The 20,626-nt window shown below is 69.6% G+C and carries 22 protein-coding genes; 4 read left to right on the forward strand and 18 right to left on the reverse strand.

Translation table 11 applies throughout. The features are described 5' to 3' along the window. Positions 1-54 precede the first annotated feature (54 nt). The 10 genes from pheT to infC form a co-directional block, all read right to left on the reverse strand. Positions 55-2,574, reverse strand: coding sequence for a phenylalanine--tRNA ligase subunit beta (gene pheT, locus ACU6RU_RS00085; protein WP_289331140.1), 2,520 nt, complete (start codon positions 2,572-2,574; stop codon positions 55-57). Next, a complete protein-coding gene (gene pheS, locus ACU6RU_RS00090) occupies positions 2,574-3,614 on the reverse strand; it encodes a phenylalanine--tRNA ligase subunit alpha (protein ID WP_289331139.1) in 1,041 nt (346 codons plus the stop codon). The genes pheT and pheS overlap by 1 nt, the downstream gene beginning before the upstream one ends. Positions 3,615-3,686: 72 nt before the next feature. Beyond that, positions 3,687-4,625, reverse strand: a complete 939-nt coding sequence (locus ACU6RU_RS00095; RefSeq protein WP_446725597.1) for an amino acid ABC transporter permease — start codon at positions 4,623-4,625, stop codon at positions 3,687-3,689. After that, positions 4,622-5,269, reverse strand: a complete 648-nt coding sequence (locus ACU6RU_RS00100; RefSeq protein ID WP_120263088.1) for an amino acid ABC transporter permease — start codon at positions 5,267-5,269, stop codon at positions 4,622-4,624. Before ACU6RU_RS00100 ends, ACU6RU_RS00095 begins: the two co-directional genes overlap by 4 nt. Positions 5,270-5,339: 70 nt before the next feature. After that, positions 5,340-6,251 carry a glutamate ABC transporter substrate-binding protein gene (locus ACU6RU_RS00105; RefSeq protein ID WP_120263089.1) on the reverse strand — a complete coding sequence of 304 codons (912 nt, stop codon included), beginning with the start codon at positions 6,249-6,251 and terminating at the stop codon, positions 5,340-5,342. 56 nt (positions 6,252-6,307) lie between these two features. Continuing rightward, on the reverse strand, positions 6,308-7,099 hold the full coding sequence (locus ACU6RU_RS00110) for an amino acid ABC transporter ATP-binding protein (RefSeq protein ID WP_289331136.1): 792 nt from the start codon (positions 7,097-7,099) through the stop codon (positions 6,308-6,310). Positions 7,100-7,279: 180 nt separating this feature from the next. Further along, positions 7,280-8,077: a TrmH family RNA methyltransferase gene (locus ACU6RU_RS00115; protein ID WP_289331135.1), complete on the reverse strand. Its 798-nt coding sequence runs from the start codon at positions 8,075-8,077 to the stop codon at positions 7,280-7,282. A 78-nt stretch (positions 8,078-8,155) separates the two neighbouring features. Beyond that, entirely contained in the window at positions 8,156-8,536 is a 381-nt protein-coding gene (gene rplT / locus ACU6RU_RS00120; protein WP_023951735.1) for a 50S ribosomal protein L20, read from the reverse strand. 32 nt (positions 8,537-8,568) lie between these two features. After that, positions 8,569-8,763, reverse strand: a complete 195-nt coding sequence (rpmI, locus tag ACU6RU_RS00125; protein ID WP_005048908.1) for a 50S ribosomal protein L35 — start codon at positions 8,761-8,763, stop codon at positions 8,569-8,571. 44 nt (positions 8,764-8,807) lie between these two features. Next, positions 8,808-9,467 (reverse strand): translation initiation factor IF-3, encoded by a 660-nt coding sequence (gene infC / locus ACU6RU_RS00130; RefSeq protein WP_259455209.1) that lies wholly within the window; start codon positions 9,465-9,467, stop codon positions 8,808-8,810. A gap of 227 nt (positions 9,468-9,694) precedes the next feature. Here infC and ACU6RU_RS00135 point away from each other — a divergent pair, with 227 nt between their 5' ends. Next, the gene (locus ACU6RU_RS00135; protein WP_289331134.1) at positions 9,695-10,099 is read left to right on the forward strand and encodes a DUF1844 domain-containing protein; all 405 of its coding nucleotides are present in this window, start codon (positions 9,695-9,697) and stop codon (positions 10,097-10,099) included. A 40-nt stretch (positions 10,100-10,139) separates the two neighbouring features. On the opposite strand, the gene ACU6RU_RS00140 is transcribed toward ACU6RU_RS00135, so the two are convergent. The 6 genes from ACU6RU_RS00140 to ACU6RU_RS00165 form a co-directional block, all read right to left on the reverse strand. Next, a complete protein-coding gene (locus tag ACU6RU_RS00140) occupies positions 10,140-10,922 on the reverse strand; it encodes an SseB family protein (protein WP_120263091.1) in 783 nt (260 codons plus the stop codon). After that, a complete protein-coding gene (gene priA, locus ACU6RU_RS00145) occupies positions 10,906-11,652 on the reverse strand; it encodes a bifunctional 1-(5-phosphoribosyl)-5-((5-phosphoribosylamino)methylideneamino)imidazole-4-carboxamide isomerase/phosphoribosylanthranilate isomerase PriA (RefSeq protein WP_120263092.1) in 747 nt (248 codons plus the stop codon). Before priA ends, ACU6RU_RS00140 begins: the two co-directional genes overlap by 17 nt. Before the next feature lie 56 nt (positions 11,653-11,708). Next, complete coding sequence (hisH, locus tag ACU6RU_RS00150; RefSeq protein WP_446725598.1) at positions 11,709-12,401, reverse strand: imidazole glycerol phosphate synthase subunit HisH; 693 nt, start codon at positions 12,399-12,401, stop codon at positions 11,709-11,711. Beyond that, positions 12,398-13,003 carry an imidazoleglycerol-phosphate dehydratase HisB gene (gene hisB / locus ACU6RU_RS00155; protein ID WP_446725599.1) on the reverse strand — a complete coding sequence of 202 codons (606 nt, stop codon included), beginning with the start codon at positions 13,001-13,003 and terminating at the stop codon, positions 12,398-12,400. The genes hisH and hisB overlap by 4 nt, the downstream gene beginning before the upstream one ends. Beyond that, positions 13,000-14,085, reverse strand: coding sequence for a histidinol-phosphate transaminase (locus ACU6RU_RS00160; protein WP_289331131.1), 1,086 nt, complete (start codon positions 14,083-14,085; stop codon positions 13,000-13,002). The genes hisB and ACU6RU_RS00160 overlap by 4 nt, the downstream gene beginning before the upstream one ends. A gap of 71 nt (positions 14,086-14,156) precedes the next feature. Next, complete coding sequence (locus ACU6RU_RS00165; RefSeq protein WP_446725600.1) at positions 14,157-14,516, reverse strand: LysM peptidoglycan-binding domain-containing protein; 360 nt, start codon at positions 14,514-14,516, stop codon at positions 14,157-14,159. A gap of 256 nt (positions 14,517-14,772) precedes the next feature. Between ACU6RU_RS00165 and lexA the strand changes: the two genes are divergently transcribed. Beyond that, complete coding sequence (lexA, locus tag ACU6RU_RS00170; protein WP_120263097.1) at positions 14,773-15,438, forward strand: transcriptional repressor LexA; 666 nt, start codon at positions 14,773-14,775, stop codon at positions 15,436-15,438. A gap of 67 nt (positions 15,439-15,505) precedes the next feature. Then, a complete protein-coding gene (locus tag ACU6RU_RS00175; RefSeq protein ID WP_446725601.1) occupies positions 15,506-17,413 on the forward strand; it encodes a dipeptidyl-peptidase 5 in 1,908 nt (635 codons plus the stop codon). A gap of 59 nt (positions 17,414-17,472) precedes the next feature. Here ACU6RU_RS00175 and hflX read toward each other — a convergent pair whose 3' ends face one another. Continuing rightward, the gene (hflX, locus tag ACU6RU_RS00180) at positions 17,473-18,990 is read right to left on the reverse strand and encodes a GTPase HflX (RefSeq protein ID WP_289331128.1); all 1,518 of its coding nucleotides are present in this window, start codon (positions 18,988-18,990) and stop codon (positions 17,473-17,475) included. Between the two features lie 85 nt (positions 18,991-19,075). Between hflX and ACU6RU_RS00185 the strand changes: the two genes are divergently transcribed. Continuing rightward, positions 19,076-19,717, forward strand: coding sequence for a class I SAM-dependent methyltransferase (locus ACU6RU_RS00185; RefSeq protein ID WP_289331127.1), 642 nt, complete (start codon positions 19,076-19,078; stop codon positions 19,715-19,717). Between the two features lie 32 nt (positions 19,718-19,749). Here ACU6RU_RS00185 and dapF read toward each other — a convergent pair whose 3' ends face one another. Further along, complete coding sequence (dapF, locus tag ACU6RU_RS00190) at positions 19,750-20,619, reverse strand: diaminopimelate epimerase (protein WP_446725602.1); 870 nt, start codon at positions 20,617-20,619, stop codon at positions 19,750-19,752. Positions 20,620-20,626 lie beyond the last annotated feature (7 nt).

A 20,626-nucleotide genomic window follows, 5' to 3' on the forward strand; every position in this document is an offset into this window, starting at 1 on the left:
TGAGGCGCGCGTGAACCCGCGCTCGACGTTCGGAACTGCGCCCGATACGCAGCGTCAGTCGCGGATGACGGCACCGAAGCGCTCGGCAGCGACGGCGACTCCCGCGAGCTTGGCCTCGCTCGCCTCCGCCGCCGTCAGGGTGCGGTCGTCGGCGCGGAAACGCAGTGCGAACGTCAGGCTCTTCGAGCCCTCCGGCACGCCTGCCCCGCGGTAGTCGTCGACGAGACGGAGCGACTCGAGCAAGACACCCGCGCCCTCGGACAGCGCCGAGGCGAGCGCCCCTGCGGTCACGTCGGCCGGCACGACGAGCGAGACGTCCTGCGTCGCCGCCGGGTAACCCGACAACGAGGCGACGACGACCCGCTCACCGGCGCCGGCGAGGATCGCATCGAGGTCGACCTCGGCGACGAGCACGCGGCCCGACAGATCGGCTGCGGCCGAGACCTCGGGATGCAGTTCCCCGGCGTACCCGACCTCGATACCGCCCACGGTGAGCGCGGCGGCGCGACCCGGATGCAGCGCGGCACGCCGGGTCTGGGAGATCTCGATGTCGACCCCGGCTGCCGAGGCGATCGCGGCGACGGCGGCGAACACGTCGCTCAGGTCGGCCGCGATCGCAACATGGCCCGGCGTCTTCGGTGCGACGTTCCCGGCGACGAGAACCGCGACGTGACGCGGCTGCGGCGGGATCGACGCGTGGAGCTCGGCGAGGGTCGCGTCATCGGGGCGGGCGGCGAGCGGCGGAACCGTCGCGGTGCCGTACTGCACTCCCGGCTCGGGCAGGAAGACGGCGCCGACCTCGAAGAGCGCGAGATCGGTCAGCCCGCGCGAGACGTTGCGGTGCGCGACCTGGAGCAGTCCCGGCACGAGCGAGCGGCGCAGGTAGGGCGCCTGCCCGTCGAGCGGGTTCGCGATCTTGATCGACGGCAGCTCTTCGCCCGAGGCGGAGCCATGCAGGTCGTTGCTGTCTTGCGTCGTGAACGGGAACGACGGGGTCTCGACGAAGCCCGCGGCCGCGAGCGCGTTCGAGACGCGACGACGACCCTTCTGCGCATCCGTCAGACCACGGCCGGAGGGAGCGGTCGGCAGCACCGACGGCACCCGGTCGAGCCCGTGGATCCGGGCGACCTCTTCGGCGAGAGTCCACTTGTCGGTGAGATCGGGACGCCACGACGGCGGGATGACCTCGTAACCGGCATCCGTCTCCGATACTTCTGCGCCGATCGTCTCGAGCGCGGAGACGACCTCGTGATCGGTGTAGTCGACGCCGATGAGCCCCGCGACGAAGCCGCGCGGCAGGTCGATCGCCTCGAGGAAGACCTCGCTGAACAGTGCACCGCCGACAGGCTCGAGCGTGCCCCCGGCGAGCTCGACCATGAGGTCGGCGACGCGGCGCGCGGCGACGAAGGGCAGCAGCGGGTCCACGCCTCGCTCGAAGCGACGCGACGCCTCGCTCGGCAGCTTGTGCCGACGCGCAGTGCGGGCGATCGTGACGGTGTCGAAGATCGCGGCCTCGATGAGCACGTTCCGCGTCGCGTCGGTCATCTCGGTCGTGCCACCGCCCATGACGCCGGCGAGGCCGATCGGGCCCGACTCGTCGGTGATGAGGAGGTCTTCACCGTCGAGGGTGCGCTCCTTGCCGTCGAGCGTCGTGAGCTTCTCCCCCGGCGTCGCACGACGCACGGTGATGCCGCCGGTCAGCTTGTCGAGGTCGTAGCCGTGGATCGGGTTGCCCAGCTCGACCATCACGTAGTTCGTGATGTCGATGAGGATGCCCAGCGAGCGGATGCCGGCGAGCGAGAGGCGCGCGACCATCCATGGCGGCGTCGGACGCGAGGGGTCGACACCCGAGACGACACGCACCGCGAACTCGCTCGCACCGACCCGGTCGCGAATCGGCGCCTGATCGTCGACGGCGACGTCGAAGCCCGTCGCCGGATGCTCGAGCTCCTCGAAGTCACGCACGCCCGGGTCGCGGAAGGCTGCACCGGTGGCGTGGGAGTACTCGCGCGCGATGCCGCGCACCGACAGCGCGTAGCCGCGGTCGGGAGTGACGTTGACGTCGATCGCGGCGTCGTCGAGGCCGAGCAGCGCGATCGCGTCGGCGCCGACCGGCGCATCCTCATCGCTGTCGAGACCCAGCTCGGTCAGGCGCAGGATGCCCGAGTGCTCGTCACCGAGCCCCAGCTCCTTGGCCGAGGCGATCATGCCGTCGGAGACATGACCGTACGTCTTGCGTGCCGCGATCGGGAACGGTCCCGGCAGCACGGCGCCGGGGAGCGTCACGACGACCTTGTCGCCCTCGAAGAAGTTCGAGGCGCCGCAGACGATGCCGCGGATACCCCCGTTGGCCTCGCCGACGTCGACCTGGCACCAGCGGATCGTCTTGCCGTTGGACTGCGGCTCGGGTTCGAACGAGACCACCCGTCCCACGACGATCGGACCCGTCAGGTCGAAGCCGTGGACGTCCTCCTCCTCGAAGCCGACCGACACCAGTGCCGCGAGAATGTCTTCCGGTGCGGCATCCGCCGGCACCTCGACGTACTCACGCAGCCACGAGAGCGGAACGCGCATCAGACCACCATCCCGAACTGCTCGCTGAAGCGCACATCGCCCTCGGCCATGTCGCGCATGTCCTTCACGTCGGAGCGGAACATCAGCGTCCGCTCGATGCCCATGCCGAAGGCGAACCCGGAGTACACCTCGGGGTCGATGCCCGCGGCGCGGAGCACGTTGGGGTTCACCATGCCGCAGCCGCCCCATTCGATCCAGCGAGCACCGCCGGCGAAGGTCGGGTGCCATAGGTCGAGCTCGGCGCTCGGCTCGGTGAACGGGAAGTAGTTGGTGCGGAACCGCGTCTTCGCCTCGGGGCCGAACAGCTCACGTGCCGCGTGGTCGAGGGTGCCCTTGAGGTGCGCCATCGTGATGCCCTTGTCGACGACGAGTCCCTCGAACTGCGTGAACACCGGCAGGTGGGTCGCGTCGTACTCGTCGGTGCGGAACACCCGGCCGGGCGACAGCACGTAGATCGGGATGTCGCGCTCGAGCATCGACCGCATCTGCACGGGGCTCGTCTGCGTGCGCATAACGAGGTGCCGCGCGACGGGGTCGACGAAGAACGTGTCCTGCATCTGGCGCGCAGGGTGGTCGACGTCGAAGTTCAGCGAGTCGAAGTTGAACCACTCGTGCTCGAGCTCCGGCCCCTCGGCGATTTCCCAGCCCATCCCGACGAAGAGGTCTGCGACCTCTTCTTGCAGGAGCGAGATGGGATGCCGCGCACCGACGCGTCCGCGCGGGGCGATGGCGGTGACGTCGAGGGCTTCCGCCTCGAGCTTCGCGGCCGTCTCGGCAGCGGCGAGCTCGTCCTCGCGGGCGGCGAGCGCCTGGTTGACACGGCCTCGGGCCTGGCCCACGAGCTTGCCGAACTCGGCCTTCTTCTCGTTGGGCACCGACCGCAGCTGCGCGTTGAGGCGCGCGAGCGGCGACCCCTCGGCGGTGTGGGCGTTGCGGGCTGACTTCAGCTCGGCGGTCGAGGCAGCGTCGGCGAAGGCGGCGAGGGCCGCATCCACCGCCGCGGCGACCGCGTCAGGGGTGATCTCGGGTGCGTCGGACACGGGAGTCGAGTCTACCGGCGACGGGCCCCTCCGCTTTCGCGTGAGGGGCCCGTCGTGGTTGTGCTGGCTGCGTCAGGCGCTGCCCGAGTTTTTGGAGTCGTACTTGCCGATCCCCTTCTGCATCACGATGAGCTCGGTGTCCGTCGTCGGAGGCACCGGGTGGTGCAGTGGGTCGACTGCCGATGCTCCGCCGCCCGCGGTGCCCGCACTCCGCGGCGACCGCGACACGCGCTTCTCGAGGAAGCTCGCGAACCACGACAGCAGCAGGCACATGACGATGTAGATCGCACCGATGACGATGCCCGCCTGCAGGATCGGGCGCCCCGGCTGCGAGGTCAGCTGCTTGGCGTAGTACAGCAGCTCGGGGTAGGTGATGATGAAGCCGAGCGCGGTGTCCTTCAAGGTCACGACGAGCTGCGCGATGATGACGGGCAGCATGGCCCGAACCGCCTGCGGCAACAGGATGAGACGCATGACGCCGCTCTTGCGGAGACCGATCGCGTAACCGGCCTCCTTCTGCCCGCGAGGCAGCGACTCGATGCCGGCACGCAGAGCCTCGGCCAGCACCGACCCGTTGTACGCCACGAGGGCGATGACGACGGCCCAGTACGGCTCCATGCGGATGCCGAGCGTCGGCAGGCCGTAGTACATCAGCATCATGAAGATCAGCACCGGCACGGCCCGGAACGCCTCGATGACGACACCGAAGGGAATGCGCACCCAAGCGTGGTCCGAGAGGCGACCGATGGCGAGCACGAAGCCGAGAGCCAGCGCACCGACGGCCGCGAGTCCGAAGGCGGCGAGAGTGTTGCCGAGCGCCTTCACGATGCCGAGCCAGACGTTGCTGAAGGTGAAGATGTACCACTTGTCGGCGGAGAACTGACCGCTCACCGCGAAGCGGAAGACGATGAAGCCGATCGCCGCGGCGACCAGGAGGATCGTGACGACACCGAGGATGCGGTTGCGCAGGATCGCGCGGGGCCCCGGGACGTCGTACAGGACGGAAGTCATCGCGCGATCCTCCACTTGTTCTCGAGTCGTCGCTGCACGGCGCTGAGCACCAGCACCAGAGCGACGAAGACGACGGCGACCCAGAGCAGGACCGTCAGGGCGTTCTCGCCCCGCTCACTCAGGTTGGAGCGGATGGCACCGAGCTCGACGACGGAGAATCCGGCGGCGACGGTGGTGTTCTTCAGCAGCGCGATGAAGACGCTCATCATCGGCGGCACGACCGACCGGAACGCCTGCGGCATCACGACGAGAGTCATGACCTGCCCGAACGTCAGGCCGATCGCCCGGGCCGCCTCCGCCTGACCGACCGGCACCGTGTTGATGCCGGCGCGAATGACCTCCGCGACGTAGGTCGCGGTGTAGATTCCGAGCGCCCAGATGCCGAGCACCGTGAAGCCGGGGTTCGGCAGGTCGAGCTGCGGGTAGCCGAACGCGAAGAAGAAGAAGACGAGCGTCAGCGGGGTGTTGCGGATGGTGTTGACGTAGACCGTGCCGAAGGCGCGCGCCACCGGGATCGGCGATACCCGCATCGCGCCGATCAGGGTGCCGAGGACCAGGGCGATCGCTCCGCCGGCGAAGAACAGCAACAGCGTGTTGCGGATCGCCTCGCCCCAGAGGTCGAGGTTGTCGGTGATGACGCCCACATCGTCTCCTTGGGTGGTGCGGGGCGGGGACGCGTGCGCCCCCGCCCCGTGGTCATGGTGTCAGTGCGACTCAGTACGCGTCGACCGCGGGCTGCTCGACCGTGATGCCGGACTGACCGAGGTTCTTGTCGAAGATGCCCTGCCACACGTCGCCGCCGTCGGTCAGCAGCTCGTTGATGTGCGCGCGGAACGCGTCGTCGCCCTTGCGCAGGCCGACGCCGTACTTCTCCTCGCTGAAGGGCTCGCCGACGACCTTGATCTCGTCGGGGTACTGCGCCGCGTAGCCGATCAGGATCGCCTGGTCGGTCGTGACGGCGTCGACGGTGCCGTTGATGAGCGCGTCGACGCATGCGGAGTACAGGTCGAACTCCTCGGTCGGAACCTCGGGGTAGTTCGCCTTGATGTTCTGGATCGGCGTCGAACCGGTCGCCGAGCACACGCGTGTGTTCTCGTTCAGGTCGTCCTCGCTCGCGATGTCGCTGTCGGCGGCGACGAGCAGGCCCTGGCCCGTGATGAAGTACGGACCGGCGAAGTCGATCTGCTGCTTGCGCGAGTCGGTGATCGAGTAGGTGCCGACGTAGTAGTCGACGTCGCCGTTGACGATGGCCTGCTCACGGTTGGCCGATGCGATCGCCTTGAACTCGATCTTGTCCTCGTCGTAGCCGAGGGACGCCGCGATCCAGCGGGCGATGTCGACGTCGAAGCCGCTGCGCTCACCCGTCGTCGCGTCGAGGAAGCCGAGACCGGGCTGGTCCTCCTTGACGCCGACGATCACCTTGTCGCGGGACTGGATGGCGTCGAACGTCGGGCTGCCCTCGAGCGAGACGTCGGAGGCGACCTCCCACAGGGCCTCGTTGCTGTCGCCGCCGTCACCGGTGGCGGCGCCGCCGGGCGAGGTGGGCGAGCCGCTGTTGCAGCCGGTCAGAGCGATCGCAGCGATGGCGACACCGGCGAAGGCGCCGGTGATTCGTGTCTTGCGCATGTGGTCCTCCTGGTTGGGGCATCCGCGCCCGGTGCAGAGCGCGGAAGTCGGTGGTCTCAGTGGGTGATGAGCTTGGAGAGGAAGTCCTTCGCACGGTCGCTCTTGGGCGACGTGAAGAACTGCTCGGGAACGGCCTCTTCGACGATCTGACCGTCGGCCATGAACACGACCCGGTCGGCCGCCTTGCGGGCGAAGCCCATCTCGTGCGTGACGACGATCATCGTCATCCCGTCCTGCGCGAGGCCGACCATGACGTCGAGGACCTCGTTGATCATCTCGGGGTCGAGCGCGCTGGTGGGCTCGTCGAAGAGCATGACCTTCGGCTTCATCGCGAGCGCACGCGCGATCGCGACGCGCTGCTGCTGACCGCCCGACAGCTGCGCCGGCAGCTTGTCGGCCTGGTGGCCGACGCCGACGCGGTCGAGCAGTTCGCGGGCGAGCTTCTCGGCCTCGGCCTTCTTCATGCCCTTGACCTTGATCGGCCCGAGCGTGACGTTCTCGAGGATCGTCAGGTGGGCGAAGAGGTTGAACGACTGGAAGACCATCCCGACGTCGGCGCGGAGCGCGGCCAGAGCCTTGCCCTCGGACGGCAGCTTCTCACCGTCGATGGTGATCGTGCCTTCACTGATGGTCTCGAGACGGTTGATCGTGCGGCAGAGGGTCGACTTGCCCGAGCCCGACGGACCGATGACCACGACGACCTCGCCGCGGTTGACGGTGAGGTCGATGTTCTTCAGAGCCTGGAACGAGCCGTAGTGCTTCTGCACGCCCTCGATCACCACGAGCGGGTCGCCGCGGCGCACCGAGATGTTCGACGTCGGGGGCGCCGGGTTTTCGGGAGTCGTCATAAGAGTTCACACTAAGAGCACTCCCCCGCCCGAGGCGGCCGCGAACCCGTCGAGTCACCGATCTGTAACAAAATCGGAATACACGGCGCGCCCATCCGCATCCATCGAGTCGCCATGAACTGCGGATGCCGCGCGGGCCGGACCCACACTTTCCGGCGACTCGACCGGTGGAAGACGGGGTCAGCCGGCGCGCTGGGCGAACGCGGTCTCGTACAGGCAGACGCTCGCGGCGGTGGCGAGGTTGAGCGACTCGGCGGCGCCGTAGATAGGCAGGCGCAGGGCGAGGTCGGCCCGGGCCAGGGCCTCGTCGGCCAGTCCGCGCGCCTCGTTCCCGAACAGCCACGCGGTCGGATCGGCGAGGGTCACGCGGTGCTCGAGGAACTCCTCGCCCTTCACATCGGCGGCCACGACCCGCAGTCCGGCCGCATGGGCCTGTTCGACGGCGGCGTCGAGCTCGACACCGAGCGCGATCGGAAGGTGGAACAGCGACCCTGTGGTCGAGCGCACCACCTTGGGGTTGTAGGGGTCGACGGTGCGACCCGTCAGCACGACGGCATCCGCGCCCGCCGCATCCGCCGCCCGGATGATCGTGCCGAGGTTGCCGGGGTCTCGCACCTCTTCGCAGATCGCAACGAGTCGGGGCCGTGTGGCGAAGATGTCGTCGAGCGACGACGGCGACTGACGCGCGACGGCCACGATGCCTTGCGGGGTGACCGTGTCGGCCATTGCCTCGAGCACGGCCTCGCTCGCCGAGACGACGGCGACGCCGGCCCGCTCCGCGCTCGCGGCCAGCTCGGGATGCCGCTCGATCGCGCTCGGCGTCGCGAAGATCTCGACGAGCGTGTCGGCTCGGTAGGCCAAGGCCTCGCGCGCGGCCTGAGGCCCCTCGAGCAGGAAGAGACCGGTCTCCTGACGCGCACTGCGCTTGGTCAGCTTGGCGACGGCGCGCACGCGGGGCGACCGGGGGTTCTCGAGCACGTTTTCAGCATACGGCGAAGGGGCGCCCTCCTCTCGGAGGACGCCCCTTCGTGCGGTGCGTGGAACGCGAAGACCCGATCAGGCCTTGGGCGCGTTGACGTCGGCGGGCAGAGCGCCCTTGGCCGTCGCCACGAGCGACGCGAAGACGGCGGGCTCGTTCACGGCGAGCTCGGCGAGCATACGACGGTCGACCTGCACACCCGCGAGGCCGAGGCCCTGGATGAAGCGGTTGTAGGTGATGCCGTTCTGACGGGCAGCGGCGTTGATGCGCTGGATCCACAGACGACGGAAGTCGCCCTTGCGCTTGCGACGGTCACGGTACGCGTAGACGAGCGAGTGGGTGACCTGCTCCTTCGCCTTGCGGTACAGGCGCGAACGCTGTCCGCGGTAACCGGACGCGCGCTCGAGGATGACGCGACGCTTCTTGTGGGCGTTTACGGCCCGCTTGACTCTAGCCATTTCGTTTGTTTCCTATTCGTGCGCAGCAGCGCTCAGATGCCGAGGAGCTTCTTGGCGACCTTTGCGTCGCCGGGAGCCAGGATCTTGTCGGCCGACAGACGGCGCGTGCGCTTGGTGGGCTTGCCTTCGAAATTGTGGCGGAGGTTCGCCTGCTGCTTCTTGATCTTTCCGCTGCCGGTGACCTTGAAGCGCTTCTTGGCACCCGAGTGGGTCTTCTGCTTCGGCATGTCTCTTCCTTCGTTGTGTATCCCGCGAGGCGGGAGTCTGGGGGCTACTCCGCCGACGCGGGAGCGGCGTCTTCGGTCTCGGGCGCGTCACCGGAGCGGGCCTGACGTGCTGCCTCCTTGTTGGCGGCACGCTGGGCGTTCTGCTCGGTCTTCACCTCGGACTTGTTCTTGTGCGGCGCGATGACCATCACCATGTTGCGGCCGTCGATCGTCGGGTTCGACTCGACGGTGCCGAGCTCGGCGACGTCCTCGGCGAACTTGCGGAGCAGGCGCACACCCTGCTCGGGACGCGACTGCTCGCGACCGCGGAACAGGATCATCGCCTTCACCTTGTCGCCCGCCTGGAGGAAGCCCTCGGCGCGCTTGAGCTTGGTGATGTAGTCGTGCGCCTCGATCTTCAGACGGAACCGGACCTCCTTGAGGACCGTGTTGGCCTGATTGCGACGCGTTTCCTTGGCCTTCTGAGCCGCTTCGTACTTGAACTTGCCGTAGTCCATGATCTTGACCACGGGCGGCTTCGAGTTCGGGGCGACCTCGACGAGGTCGAGCTCGGCCTCCTGCGCCAGACGCAGGGCGACCTCGATACGGACGACGCCGACCTGCTCTCCAGCGGGGCCGACGAGGCGAACCTCGGGGACGCGGATGCGGTCGTTGGTGCGGGGATCGCTGATGTGCGGAACTCCTGTTCGTGCGGTGGTGGCCACCGGGAAGCGAGGACGCCACCCGGGCGGAAGAGCATCGCATCCACCCCGCACGACGCACGTGCGTCGGCATTCGTGTTCCGCACCCTGGCTACTCCGGCCGCGGTGAAACGGACGGAGCGGAGTGCATGACCCGGTAGCCTGGAACGGCAAGCGCGGGTGGGATGTGATCCTCTTTCGATCCGGAGTAGAACACTCCGGTGCCCGCACAGTCTAGCAGAGAGCGACACGTGGACACGAACCCCGCCGACAACATCACTTTCACCGACGACGAGGCTCGTCGCCAGCGGTGGGAGGAGCAGGAGCGCGCCGCCTCGGCAGCCACCCGCGACATCGCCGACGTTCCCGCCGTCGAGGTCATCACGACCGCCGCCGTGCATCTCATGAGCGCAGCCGCGGTCAAGGTCGGACTCGCCGACGACCCCGCCACGCAGCTCGACCTCGACGAGGCGCGGAAGCTCATCAATGCCCTCGCCGGCCTCATCACCGCCGGTGCCCCCGAGATCAGCGACATGCACGCACGGTCGCTGCGTGACGGCCTGCGCTCGCTGCAGCTCGCCTTCCGCGAGGCATCCACGATCCCCGACCCGATCGGCAAGGGCCCCGGCGAGAAGTTCACCGGCCCCGTCAACTGAGGCCGCTTCGGGCTCGGTCACCCCGGGCCCGGAACCTCCGTCAGGAGGCTCGGACGAGCTTGACGGTCAGCGAGTCGACGAGCACCGCGATGCGGTCGTCGGCGGCCCATCGCGACGCCAGTCGCGACAGCACGGCGTCGAGTTCGGCGGCATCCAGTCCGTCGATGAGATGAAGCCGGACGATCAGCTCGGGGCCGCGCATCCGTGCGTCGGGATCCCCCGCCGCGACCGACAGATCGAGCACCGCGAGCTCGCCCCCGATGCTCGCCTGAAGAGCGGTGAAGACCTCGGGCGAGGTGGGAGCCGGCTCCCAGGCCAAGCCCTGCCCGATCGCCCAGACGGCAGGTCGCCGCAGCACGAACTCCGTCTCGGAGCCCGGATCGATCACGATCAGATCGGTGTCGTCGGACGCCGCGGCCATCGCCGTGCGCACACCGTCGGCCGGGACCGGTCGGGCAACGGCATCCCACCGCCCCAGCGCCGCGACCGAGGTGAACACCGGCAGCACCCGACGACCATCGGGGGCGGCGACCGTGACGATCGACAGCTCCTGCGTCTTGTCGACGCGCAATCCCGTGGGCCCGACTCCGTCGTCGCCCTTCTCGGGGACGAGCGGGATCAGCAGGCGCGCAGCGCGATACGCCTCGACGACCGCGACCGCATCGCCCGTGCCGGCGCGGAACGCCTCGAGGGCGGCGAGCAGAGCGGGATCGGCGGAGCCGTCGTCACCGGCGTGCGGGTTCGACTCGAAGCTGCGCCCCTCCCAGGGGACCCCAGCCGAATCGGCCGCATGGCCGCAGCCGTCGTCAGTCTCCGGCGACATCCAGCGCCTCGGCCAGCGTGAAAGCGCCGGCATAGAGAGCCTTGCCGACGATCGCGCCCTCGACCCCGAGCGGCACGAGCTCGCGCAGCGCGGCGATGTCGTCGAGGCTCGAGATGCCGCCCGATGCGACGACCGGCTTCGGCGTGCGGGAGGTGATCTCGCGCAGCAGCTCGATGTTCGGCCCCTGCAGCGTGCCGTCCTTCGTCACATCGGTGACGACGTAGCGGCTGCAGCCGGCGTCCTCGAGCCGCTCGAGAACGTCCCACAGGTCGCCGCCGTCGCGCGTCCAGCCGCGCGCGGCGAGCGTCGTGCCGCGGACGTCGAGTCCGACCGCGATCGCGTCGCCGTAGCGTCCGATGACGTCGGCGGCCCACTCCGGGTTCTCGAGCGCGGCGGTGCCGAGGTTGATGCGCGTCGCCCCGCTCTCGAGCGCGGCCTCGAGCGTCGCGTCGTCGCGGATGCCGCCCGACAGCTCGATCTGCACGCCCTTGACCTGCTTGATGACCTTGCGGAGCACGGAGGTGTTGTTGCCTCGGCCGAAGGCTGCGTCGAGATCGACGAGATGGATCCACTGCGCGCCCTGCTTGGCCCAGGCGAGGGCGGCATCGACGGGATCGCCGTAGGTCGTCTCGCTGCCGGCCTCACCCTGGGTGAGGCGCACGGCCTTCCCGTCGGCGACGTCGACGGCGGGCAGGAGGATCAGTTCGGGGGTGGACGCGAAGTCGTTCATCACATTCCAGAGGTGTCGGGATGCGCGCTCGTCCATGCGAACGCACCAGAGGGAGACTAGTGGCGCGGCAGGGCGCCGATCCAATTGGCGAGGAGTCGGATGCCGGCTGCGCCCGACTTCTCGGGGTGGAACTGCGTGGCCGAGAGCGGCCCGTTCTCGACCGCCGCGAGGAACGGTCTGCCGTAGTCGCACCACGTCAGCACGGGCTCGGCGAACGGCTTCATGACTTCGAGCGTCCAGTCCTGTGCGCCATACGAGTGGACGAAGTAGAACCGTTCGTCCTCCAGTCCGTCGAACAGAGTCGACCCCGCCCCTGCTCGCACGGTGTTCCAGCCCATGTGGGGCAGCACGGGTGCCTGCAGCTCGGTGACGGTGCCCGGCCACTGCCCGAGGCCCGGGGTGTCGTCACCGCGCTCGACGCCGTTGCCGAACATGATCTGCATCCCGACGCAGATACCCAGGACCGGACGACCGCCGGCCAGACGGCGCTCGATGATCTCGTCACCGCGGCTCGATCGGAGGGCCGACATGACGGCGCTGAACGCACCGACTCCCGGCACCAGGAGCCCGTCGGCGTCGCGGATCAGGCCGCGATCCGACGTCAGGCGGGCGTCGGCACCTGCGGCCGACAGAGCCTTCACCGCCGAGTGGACGTTGCCCGACCCGTAGTCGAGCACAGCGACGAGCGGCGCCCTCCCGGTCGCGTCGCCCCCGGTCGCGTCGCCCCCGGTCGCGTCGCCCTCGGTCATAGGGCGCCCTTCGTGCTGGGGATGCCGTGGACGAGCGGATCGAGCGCCTTGGCCTGTCGGAACGCGCGCGCGAACGCCTTGTACTCCGCCTCCGCGATGTGGTGGGGGTCGCGCCCGCCCAGCACCGTGACGTGCATCGTCAGGCCGGCGTTGAACGCGATGGCCTCGAACGTGTGCCGCACGAGCGACCCGGTGAAGTGTCCGCCGATGAGGTGGTACTCGTACCCCTCGGGCTCGCCCGTGTGGACGAGATAGGGGCGCCCCGAGATGTCGACGACAGCCTGCGCGAGTGCTTCGTCGAGCGGAACGAGCGCGTCACCGTAACGGGAGATGCCCGACTTGTCGCCCAGGGCGGAACGCAGCGCCTGCCCCAGCACGATCGCGACGTCCTCGACCGTGTGGTGCGCGTCGATGTGCGTGTCGCCCGCCGCGCGCACGGTGAGGTCGGTGAGCGAGTGCTTCGCGAACGCCGTCAGCAGGTGGTCGAAGAACGGCACGGTCGTCTCGATCGTGCTGCTCCCGGTGCCGTCGAGGTCGAGCTCGAGCTCGACGCTCGACTCGCTCGTGGCGCGACGGATGCTGGCCGTTCGGGGGCTGGTCATGCCTCCGAGTCTATCGAGGCCAGTGCCTCGAGGAAGGCGGTCGTCTCGTCTTCCGTACCGGCGCTGACACGCAGACTGCGCGGGATGCCCACGTCGCGCACGAGGATGCCGCGGTCGTACAGCGCCTGCCACGTGCGCTGCGGATCGTCGACGCCGTCGAACAGGACGAAGTTCGTCCAGCTCTCGTAGGCGCGGTAGCCGAGTGCGTCGAGCGTCGCCGACATCCGGTCTCGCTGCGCGACGATCTCGTCGACCATGCGCAGCATCGTCGACGAGTGCGACAGCGCAGCGGTCGCCGCCGCCTGCGTCAGACCGCTCAGGTGGTACGGCAGGCGCACGAGACGCAGGGCGTCGATCAGCGTGGCGTCGGCCGCGAGGTAGCCCACGCGCGCGCCGGCGAACGCGAACGCCTTGCTCATCGTGCGCGACACGACGAGCCGTTCGCGACCTCCGAGAAGCGTCAGAGCGGAAGAGCTCTCGCGCGGCGCGAACTCCTGGTAGGCCTCGTCGACGATCACGATGCCGTCGGTCGCGTCGTAGACAGCCTCGATGACGTCGAGACCGAGAGGTGTGCCGGTCGGGTTGTTCGGGGCGCAGAGGAAGACGACGTCGGGCCGCAGATCGGCGACCTGCGCTGCGGCGGAAGCGGCGTCGAGCGTGAAGTCGGGCGCACGCGTCCCCGCGACGTACTGCGCGCCGGTCGCGCGCGTCAGCAGCGGGTACATCGAGTAGGTGGGGCCGAAGCCCATCGCGGTGCGGCCCGGTCCGCCGAAGGCCTGGAGCAGGTGCTGCAGCACCTCGTTCGATCCGTTCGCAGCCCAGATCCGATCCGCCGTGAGACCGTGGCCCAGGTACTCGGCGAAGGACTCGCGCAGGTGGGTGAACTCTCGATCGGGATAGCGGTTGACATCTCGCAGGGCACGGGCGACGGCATCCAGGATGTCGTCGGCGACCTCTTCGGGAACCGGATGCGTGTTCTCGTTGACGTTCAGCGCGACCGGGAGCGGCGCCTGAGGGGCACCGTACGGGGTGAGGCCTCTCAGATCGTCTCTGAGGGGCAGATCATCCAGACTCGGGCTCATCCCACCCATGCTAGGCCGCAGCGCGTCGTCGAGTGACCGAACTCGGCGGACTCACCGCGCGCAGCAGCTCGTCAGCTGGCGTCCGTGTACTCGAGCGGGATGGCCAGCGTCTGGCCGGCCTCGAGCTGACCCGAGCCGAGCGCGTTGAGTCGGACGATCGCGTCGACGACGTCGCGGGGGTCGGCCGCGGGGGCGACCTCTTCGGCGATCGACCAGAGGGACTCCCCCGACATCACGGTGACGGTCGTGAACGAGCCCGCGGGCGCCCCTGCGTCGTTCGAGGCGAGCGCGCCACCGCCGGAGAGTGCGACCGCAGTGATGGCGACGACCGCCGGGAGGGCGGCGATCGTCGCAACGACGCGGCGTCCGCGGCGCGTCATACGCAGGCGGGTACGGGGGGCCGGTGCGAAGCGGGCATCGATCGTGGTCATGACATCTCCTCGGGAGCGGTAGGAAGATTCGCCCTCGCCTCTCGGCCGGGAGAGACGGGTGCGAACTTCGGTTCCGAACGTATCTTCGATATTGTGTGGTGTCAACCACCCACCGAAATCGGAGACCGATCGAAGAGACACGCGGAGCGTTCCGTGATGTCGCCGTCGTATCGGGCTACCTTTTCGACAGCGAGAGCCCACCACGAACCTCCGACATCGGGTCGGGGACGGGGCGTGACGACAGGAGACCGGCGGTATGAGCGAGAAGCCGCAGACGCGACGACGCAAGAATCTGAGCGACAAGCAGCTCGCGATCCTCGAGGTGATCCAGCACGCGATCGCCCGCAACGGCTATCCGCCGAGCATGCGCGAGATCGGCGACGCGGTCGGCCTCAAGTCGCTCTCGAGCGTCACCCACCAGCTGAACCAGCTCGAGCTCAGCGGCTACCTCCGCCGCGACCCCGGCAAGACCCGGGCGATGGAGGTCCTGATCGACCTCCCCGGCACGGCCGGTGAGAACCCGGCCGATGCGGCGCCCGCTCTCGGCGACGCCGCCCTGGTCCCTCTCGTGGGCCGGATCGCGGCCGGGGTCCCGATCACCGCCGACCAGCAGGTCGAGGAGATCTTCCCGCTGCCACGCCAGCTCGTCGGCAAGGGAGAGCTCTTCATGCTCAAGGTCGTCGGCGACTCGATGATCGATGCGGCCATCTGCGACGGCGACTGGGTCGTCGTGCGCGCACAGGCGACAGCCGACAACGGAGAGATCGTCGCCGCGATGCTCGACGGCGAGGCGACCGTGAAGACACTCCGTCAGCGCGACGGTCACACCTGGCTCCTCCCCCGCAACTCCGCCTTCGAGCCGATCCTCGGCGACGACGCGACGCTCCTCGGCAAGGTGGTCGCCGTCCTCCGCGCCGTCTGACCCGCGCGCCGCCGCGCACCTCCCGTCATCTCGCCGCGGGGTGCCGCGGCTCGCGTAGCGTGGCGGTATGTCGCAGCAACTGCCCTACGGTTCCTGGCCTTCTCCCCTGACCGCATCGTGGGCGAGCTCGTCGTCACTGCGCCTCGACGGCGCCGGCTTCGTCGGCGATGAGGTCTGGTGGGGCGAGTCGCTGCCCGACGAGGGCGGCCGCGTCGCCGTCGTGCGCCGCCGAGGCGACGGCGAGGTCGAGGTCGTCCTTCCCGCCCCCTGGAACGCCCGGTCACGCGTCCACGAGTACGGCGGAGGTGCGTGGGCGGTCTCCGATGACGGCGATCTGTTCTTCGTCGACAAGTCCGACCAGCGCATCCGTCGCCTCCGCCCCGGCGGCGAGCCCGAGGCGCTCACCCCCGACGAGAGCGGCACGCACTACGGCGGGCTTCGCTGGCAGCGCGGCGTCCTGCTCGCGGTGCGCGAACGCGAACGCTCAGAGGGCACTCCCGGACGCCACATCGTGCGCATCGACGGCGCTACGGGCGCCCACGCTTCGGGCGTGACCGAGCTCGCGGGCGGCAGCGACTTCGTCGCCCAGCCCGCCCTCTCACCCGATGGCTCGCACCTCGCCTGGGTGGCCTGGGACCACCCGGACATGCCCTGGGACCGCACCCGCATCCGCGTCGTCGACCTCCGCGCCCCGCACCGGGTCCGTGACGTCGCCGGTGGCAGCACGGCCGCGCTTCAGCCGGAATGGACCCCCGATGGCCAGCTCGTCGTCGTCGACGAGCCGACCGGGCGCTGGAACCTCTACCGCGTCGACCCCGACGCCGACGCGAACCCGGCCCCGATCTCCCCCGCCGACGCTGACACAGGCGGCGGGCTGTGGGTGCTGGGAACCCGCTGGTACGCGCCGCTCGATGACGGCCGCGTCGTCGCCGTCCGCACGCACGGATCGGATCAGCTCGTCGTCATCGACCGCGACGGTGGCGCCGTCCCGCTCCCGGTACCCGCCACAGCGCGGCTGCAGATCGAGGATGTCGCGGGCAGCAGCGCCCTCGTCAGCGGCACGATGCCGGGCGCGACGGGGCTGTGGATCGTCGATCTGGACAGCGGCGAGGCGACCGCGGTGCGCGGCGGCGCTCCCGATGTCGATGCGGCATGGATTCCGCACGCCCGTCAGCTGACGACCGAAGGCCCGCACGGCCCCGTGCACGCCTTCGCCTACCCGCCGACCAATCCCGACGTCGAAGCGCCGACCGATGAGCTGCCACCGTACCTCGTGTGGGTACACGGCGGTCCGACCTCGCATGTGGGCGGTACGGCGGACAGCAAGGTGGCCTACTTCACCAGTCGCGGCATCGGCGTGCTCGACGTCAACTACGGCGGCTCGACGGGCTACGGCCGCTCGTACCGCGAACGACTGAAGGGCCAGTGGGGCGTCGTGGACGTCGACGATGTCGCGACCGCTGCCCGAGGGCTCGCCGCCGACGGACTCGCCGACCCGTCACGTCTCGCGATCGAGGGCGGCTCCGCGGGCGGCTGGACCGTGCTCGCGGCGCTGGTCGGAACCGACGTGTTCGGTGCCGGCGTCTCGCGGTACGGCGTCGGCGACGCACGCGCCTTGGCGGCTGAGACGCATGACTTCGAGGCGCGCTACCTCGACGGGCTCATCGGCCCGCTGCCCGAAGCGGAGCAGGTCTACATCGAGCGGTCGCCCCTGAGCCGGCCGGAACGGTTCCGGGTGCCGCTGCTGCTTCTGCAGGGCGACGAGGACGCCGTCGTGCCCCCGGCGCAGGCGGAAGCCATCCGCGACGCTCTCGTCGCACAGGAAGTGCCCCATGCCTACGTGTTGTACGCGGGCGAGGGCCACGGGTTCCGGCGCACGGAGACGATCGTGCACGCGCTCGAAAGCGAGCTGGCATTCCTCGGCCAGGTCTTCGGCTTCGACACCCCGGGGGTCGCGCCGGTCGAACTCGACTGAGCCCTCGACCCGGTGCCCCGAGCCCTGAACATGGCGGGCTGATACACCCGAGCGGCAACTCAGACGGCGTAGGGTGCGAGCTCGGCGGCGAGGCGCTCGGACACGTGAGCATGCACGGCGGTGCCGTCCTCCTCGTGCGAGGTCGCGACGATGTGACCGCTCTCGTGCACAGCCGAGATCAGATCGCCCCGGTCGTACGGCACGAGCGCACGCACCTCTACCGCGGGCAGCGGAAGCGCGTCCTCGATCGCCGCGCGGAGGTCGTCGATCCCCTCGCCGGTCCGCGACGACACGAAATGAGCCGTCGGCTCGAGCCCGCGCAGCAGCAGCCGCGCGTCATCGTCGACCAGGTCGGCCTTGTTGAACACGACGAGCTCGCGCGTCGCACGCGCACCCACGTCGCCCATCACGTCGCGGACGGTCGCGAGCTGCGCCGCCGGGTCGGGGTGCGACCCGTCGACGACGTGCACGATGACGTCGGCGCCCGACACCTCTTCGAGCGTCGACCGGAAGGCTTCGACGAGCTGGTGCGGCAGATTGCGCACGAATCCGACGGTGTCGGTGAGCGTGTACACGCGCCCGTCAGCGGCCTCGGCCCGGCGCACGGTCGCGTCGAGCGTCGCGAACAGCGCGTTCTCGACGAGGACTCCCGCGCTCGTCAGCCGGTTGAGCAGACTCGACTTGCCGGCGTTGGTGTATCCGGCGATCGCCACGGAGGGGATCGTGTTTCGCCGACGCTCGGCGCGCTTCGCCTCGCGAGACGGCGCGAACTCGCGGATCTGCCTGCGCAGCTGCGCCATGCGCGTCCGGATGCGGCGGCGGTCGAGCTCGATCTTCGTCTCACCCGGACCACGCGAGCCCATGCCCGCGCCGCCTGCGCCGACCTGTCCACCGGCCTGACGGCTCATCGACTCACCCCACCCGCGCAGGCGCGGGAGCAGGTACTCGAGTTGCGCGAGCTCGACCTGAGCCTTGCCCTCGCGGCTCTTCGCGTGCTGGCTGAAGATGTCGAGGATGACGGTCGTGCGGTCGATGACCTTGACCTTGGCGACATCCTCGAGCGCACGCCGTTGGCTCGGAGCGAGCTCGGTGTCGGCGATCACGGTGTCGGCGCCGACCGCGGCGACGAGATCGCGCAGTTCGGCCGCCTTGCCGCGTCCGATGTAGGTGGCGGGATCGGGATGCGGCCGCCGCTGCAGCACACCGTCGAGGACGACCGCGCCGGCGGTCTCGGCCAGCGCGGCGAGCTCGCGCAACGAGTTCTCGGCGTCCTCGTGCGACCCCTGCGGGTACACGCCGACGAGCACGACGTTCTCGAGTCGCAGCTGCCGGTATTCGACCTCGGTGACGTCCTCGAGCTCGGTGGACAGTCCCGGGACGCGGCGCAGCGCGGCGCGCTCCTCGCGATCCCACTGGTCGCCGTCGGTGTCTCCGTATGAGACGGTCGCCGCATCCTGCAGCGCCTGCGCGCCGCCGAACACGCGCATCGACGAGCGCGTCTCGGCGCTCGCGAGCACTCGATCGACCGGATCCACCGCGATGTCGTCGTCGCCGTCGGGGGTGGTGATTTGCGTCATAACTCTCTTCCCGGGATGCCCGTGCCCGGGCATCCGTGAATTCTAGTCTCCCGCCGGATTGCCCGGCTCCGATACGCTCGGATGCATGGGGAGCGATCACTACTTCAGCGCGTCCCCGTCCAGCGAACAGAACCTCCGCCGCATCCGCGTGACCCTCGCGGGTCGTGCCGTCGAGGTCACGACCGCGGGCGGGGTGTTCAGCCCTGACCACGTCGACTCGGGCACGGGGGTTCTTCTGGCCAATACTCCGCCGGCACCGCCCGGTGGGGATTTCCTCGACCTCGGCTGCGGCTGGGGGCCGATCTCGCTGTCGCTGGCTCTGGAGTCGCCTCACGCCACGGTCTGGGCCGTCGATGTCAACGAACGTGCTCTCGACCTGGTGCGACGCAACGCCGCTGATCTGGGACTCACCAATATCAACGCTGTGCTGCCCGACGATGTTCCCGACGACGTCGTGTTCCGGACCATCCGATCGAATCCGCCGATCCGCGTCGGCAAGAACGAGCTGCACGGGATGCTCCAGCGCTGGATCCCCCGCCTGGTCGAGCGCAGCGACGCCTGGCTCGTCGTGCAGCGCAACCTCGGATCCGATTCGCTGCAGCGCTGGCTCGCCGCGACCTTCGACGACGGGTACACCGTCTCGCGCGCCGCGACCGGCCGCGGCTTCCGCGTGCTGAAGGTGCGTCGCCACGGCACACCCCCGACGGGGGCCATCGAACTGCCCTGACGCGCGCGCGACGACCGATCATCCGGGCCCGCTCAGTCGGCGAGGGTGACCTGCCCCGAGAACACCAGCGTCGCGGGCCCGGAGAGAAGCACGTGCTCGCCGTCGTCCTGACGCACGACGCGCACGCCGAGCGTGCCGCCCGGGACGTCGACCGTCCACCGATCGGGTGCCGCCGAGCCTGCCCAGAAACGGACGGCGAGTGCGGATGCCGCGACCCCCGTGCCGCACGAGAGGGTCTCCCCCACTCCGCGTTCGCAGACCCGCATGCGGATAGCGCCGACACCGTTCTGTACGAGCGGCTCGGCCGGGACGACGAACTCGACGTTCGCGCCGGCGGCCGGATGCGGGTCGAGGGTGGGCTGCGACGTCAGGTCGAGCCCGTCGAGCTCTGCCTCGCCCGCGAGAGCGACTACGACATGCGGGTTGCCCACGTCGATCGCCTGCCCGGGTCGGGCGACGCCGAGTCCACGCGCGCGCACCAGGATGTCGCCCTCCTCGGCGCGCCAGAGACCGAGGTCGACCTCGAAGCCGTTCTCGGCGCGGGTGATCGTCTTGACGCCGGCGCGCGTGCCGATGCGGAGTCCGGCCTCGATCGACGCGAGGCCCGCGTCGGCGAGGTAGCGTGCGAAGACGCGCGTTCCGTTGCCGCACATCTCGGCCAGTGACCCGTCGGCGTTGCGATAGTCCATGAACCACTCAGCGCCGGAGGCCGCGGCATCCGCCCCCTCGGCGATCGCGGCCGAGCGGACGACCCGCAGCAGGCCGTCGGCGCCGATGCCGACGTGGCGGTCGCACAGTGCCGCGACCTGCGCATCGCTGAGCTCGAGCTCGCCGTCGGGGTCGGCCAGGATCACGAAATCGTTGCCGGTGCCGTGGCCCTTGGTGAACGCGAGAGTCGCCATGTGCCCA

It is taken from the genome of Microbacterium sp. F1-18 (assembly GCF_052921305.1).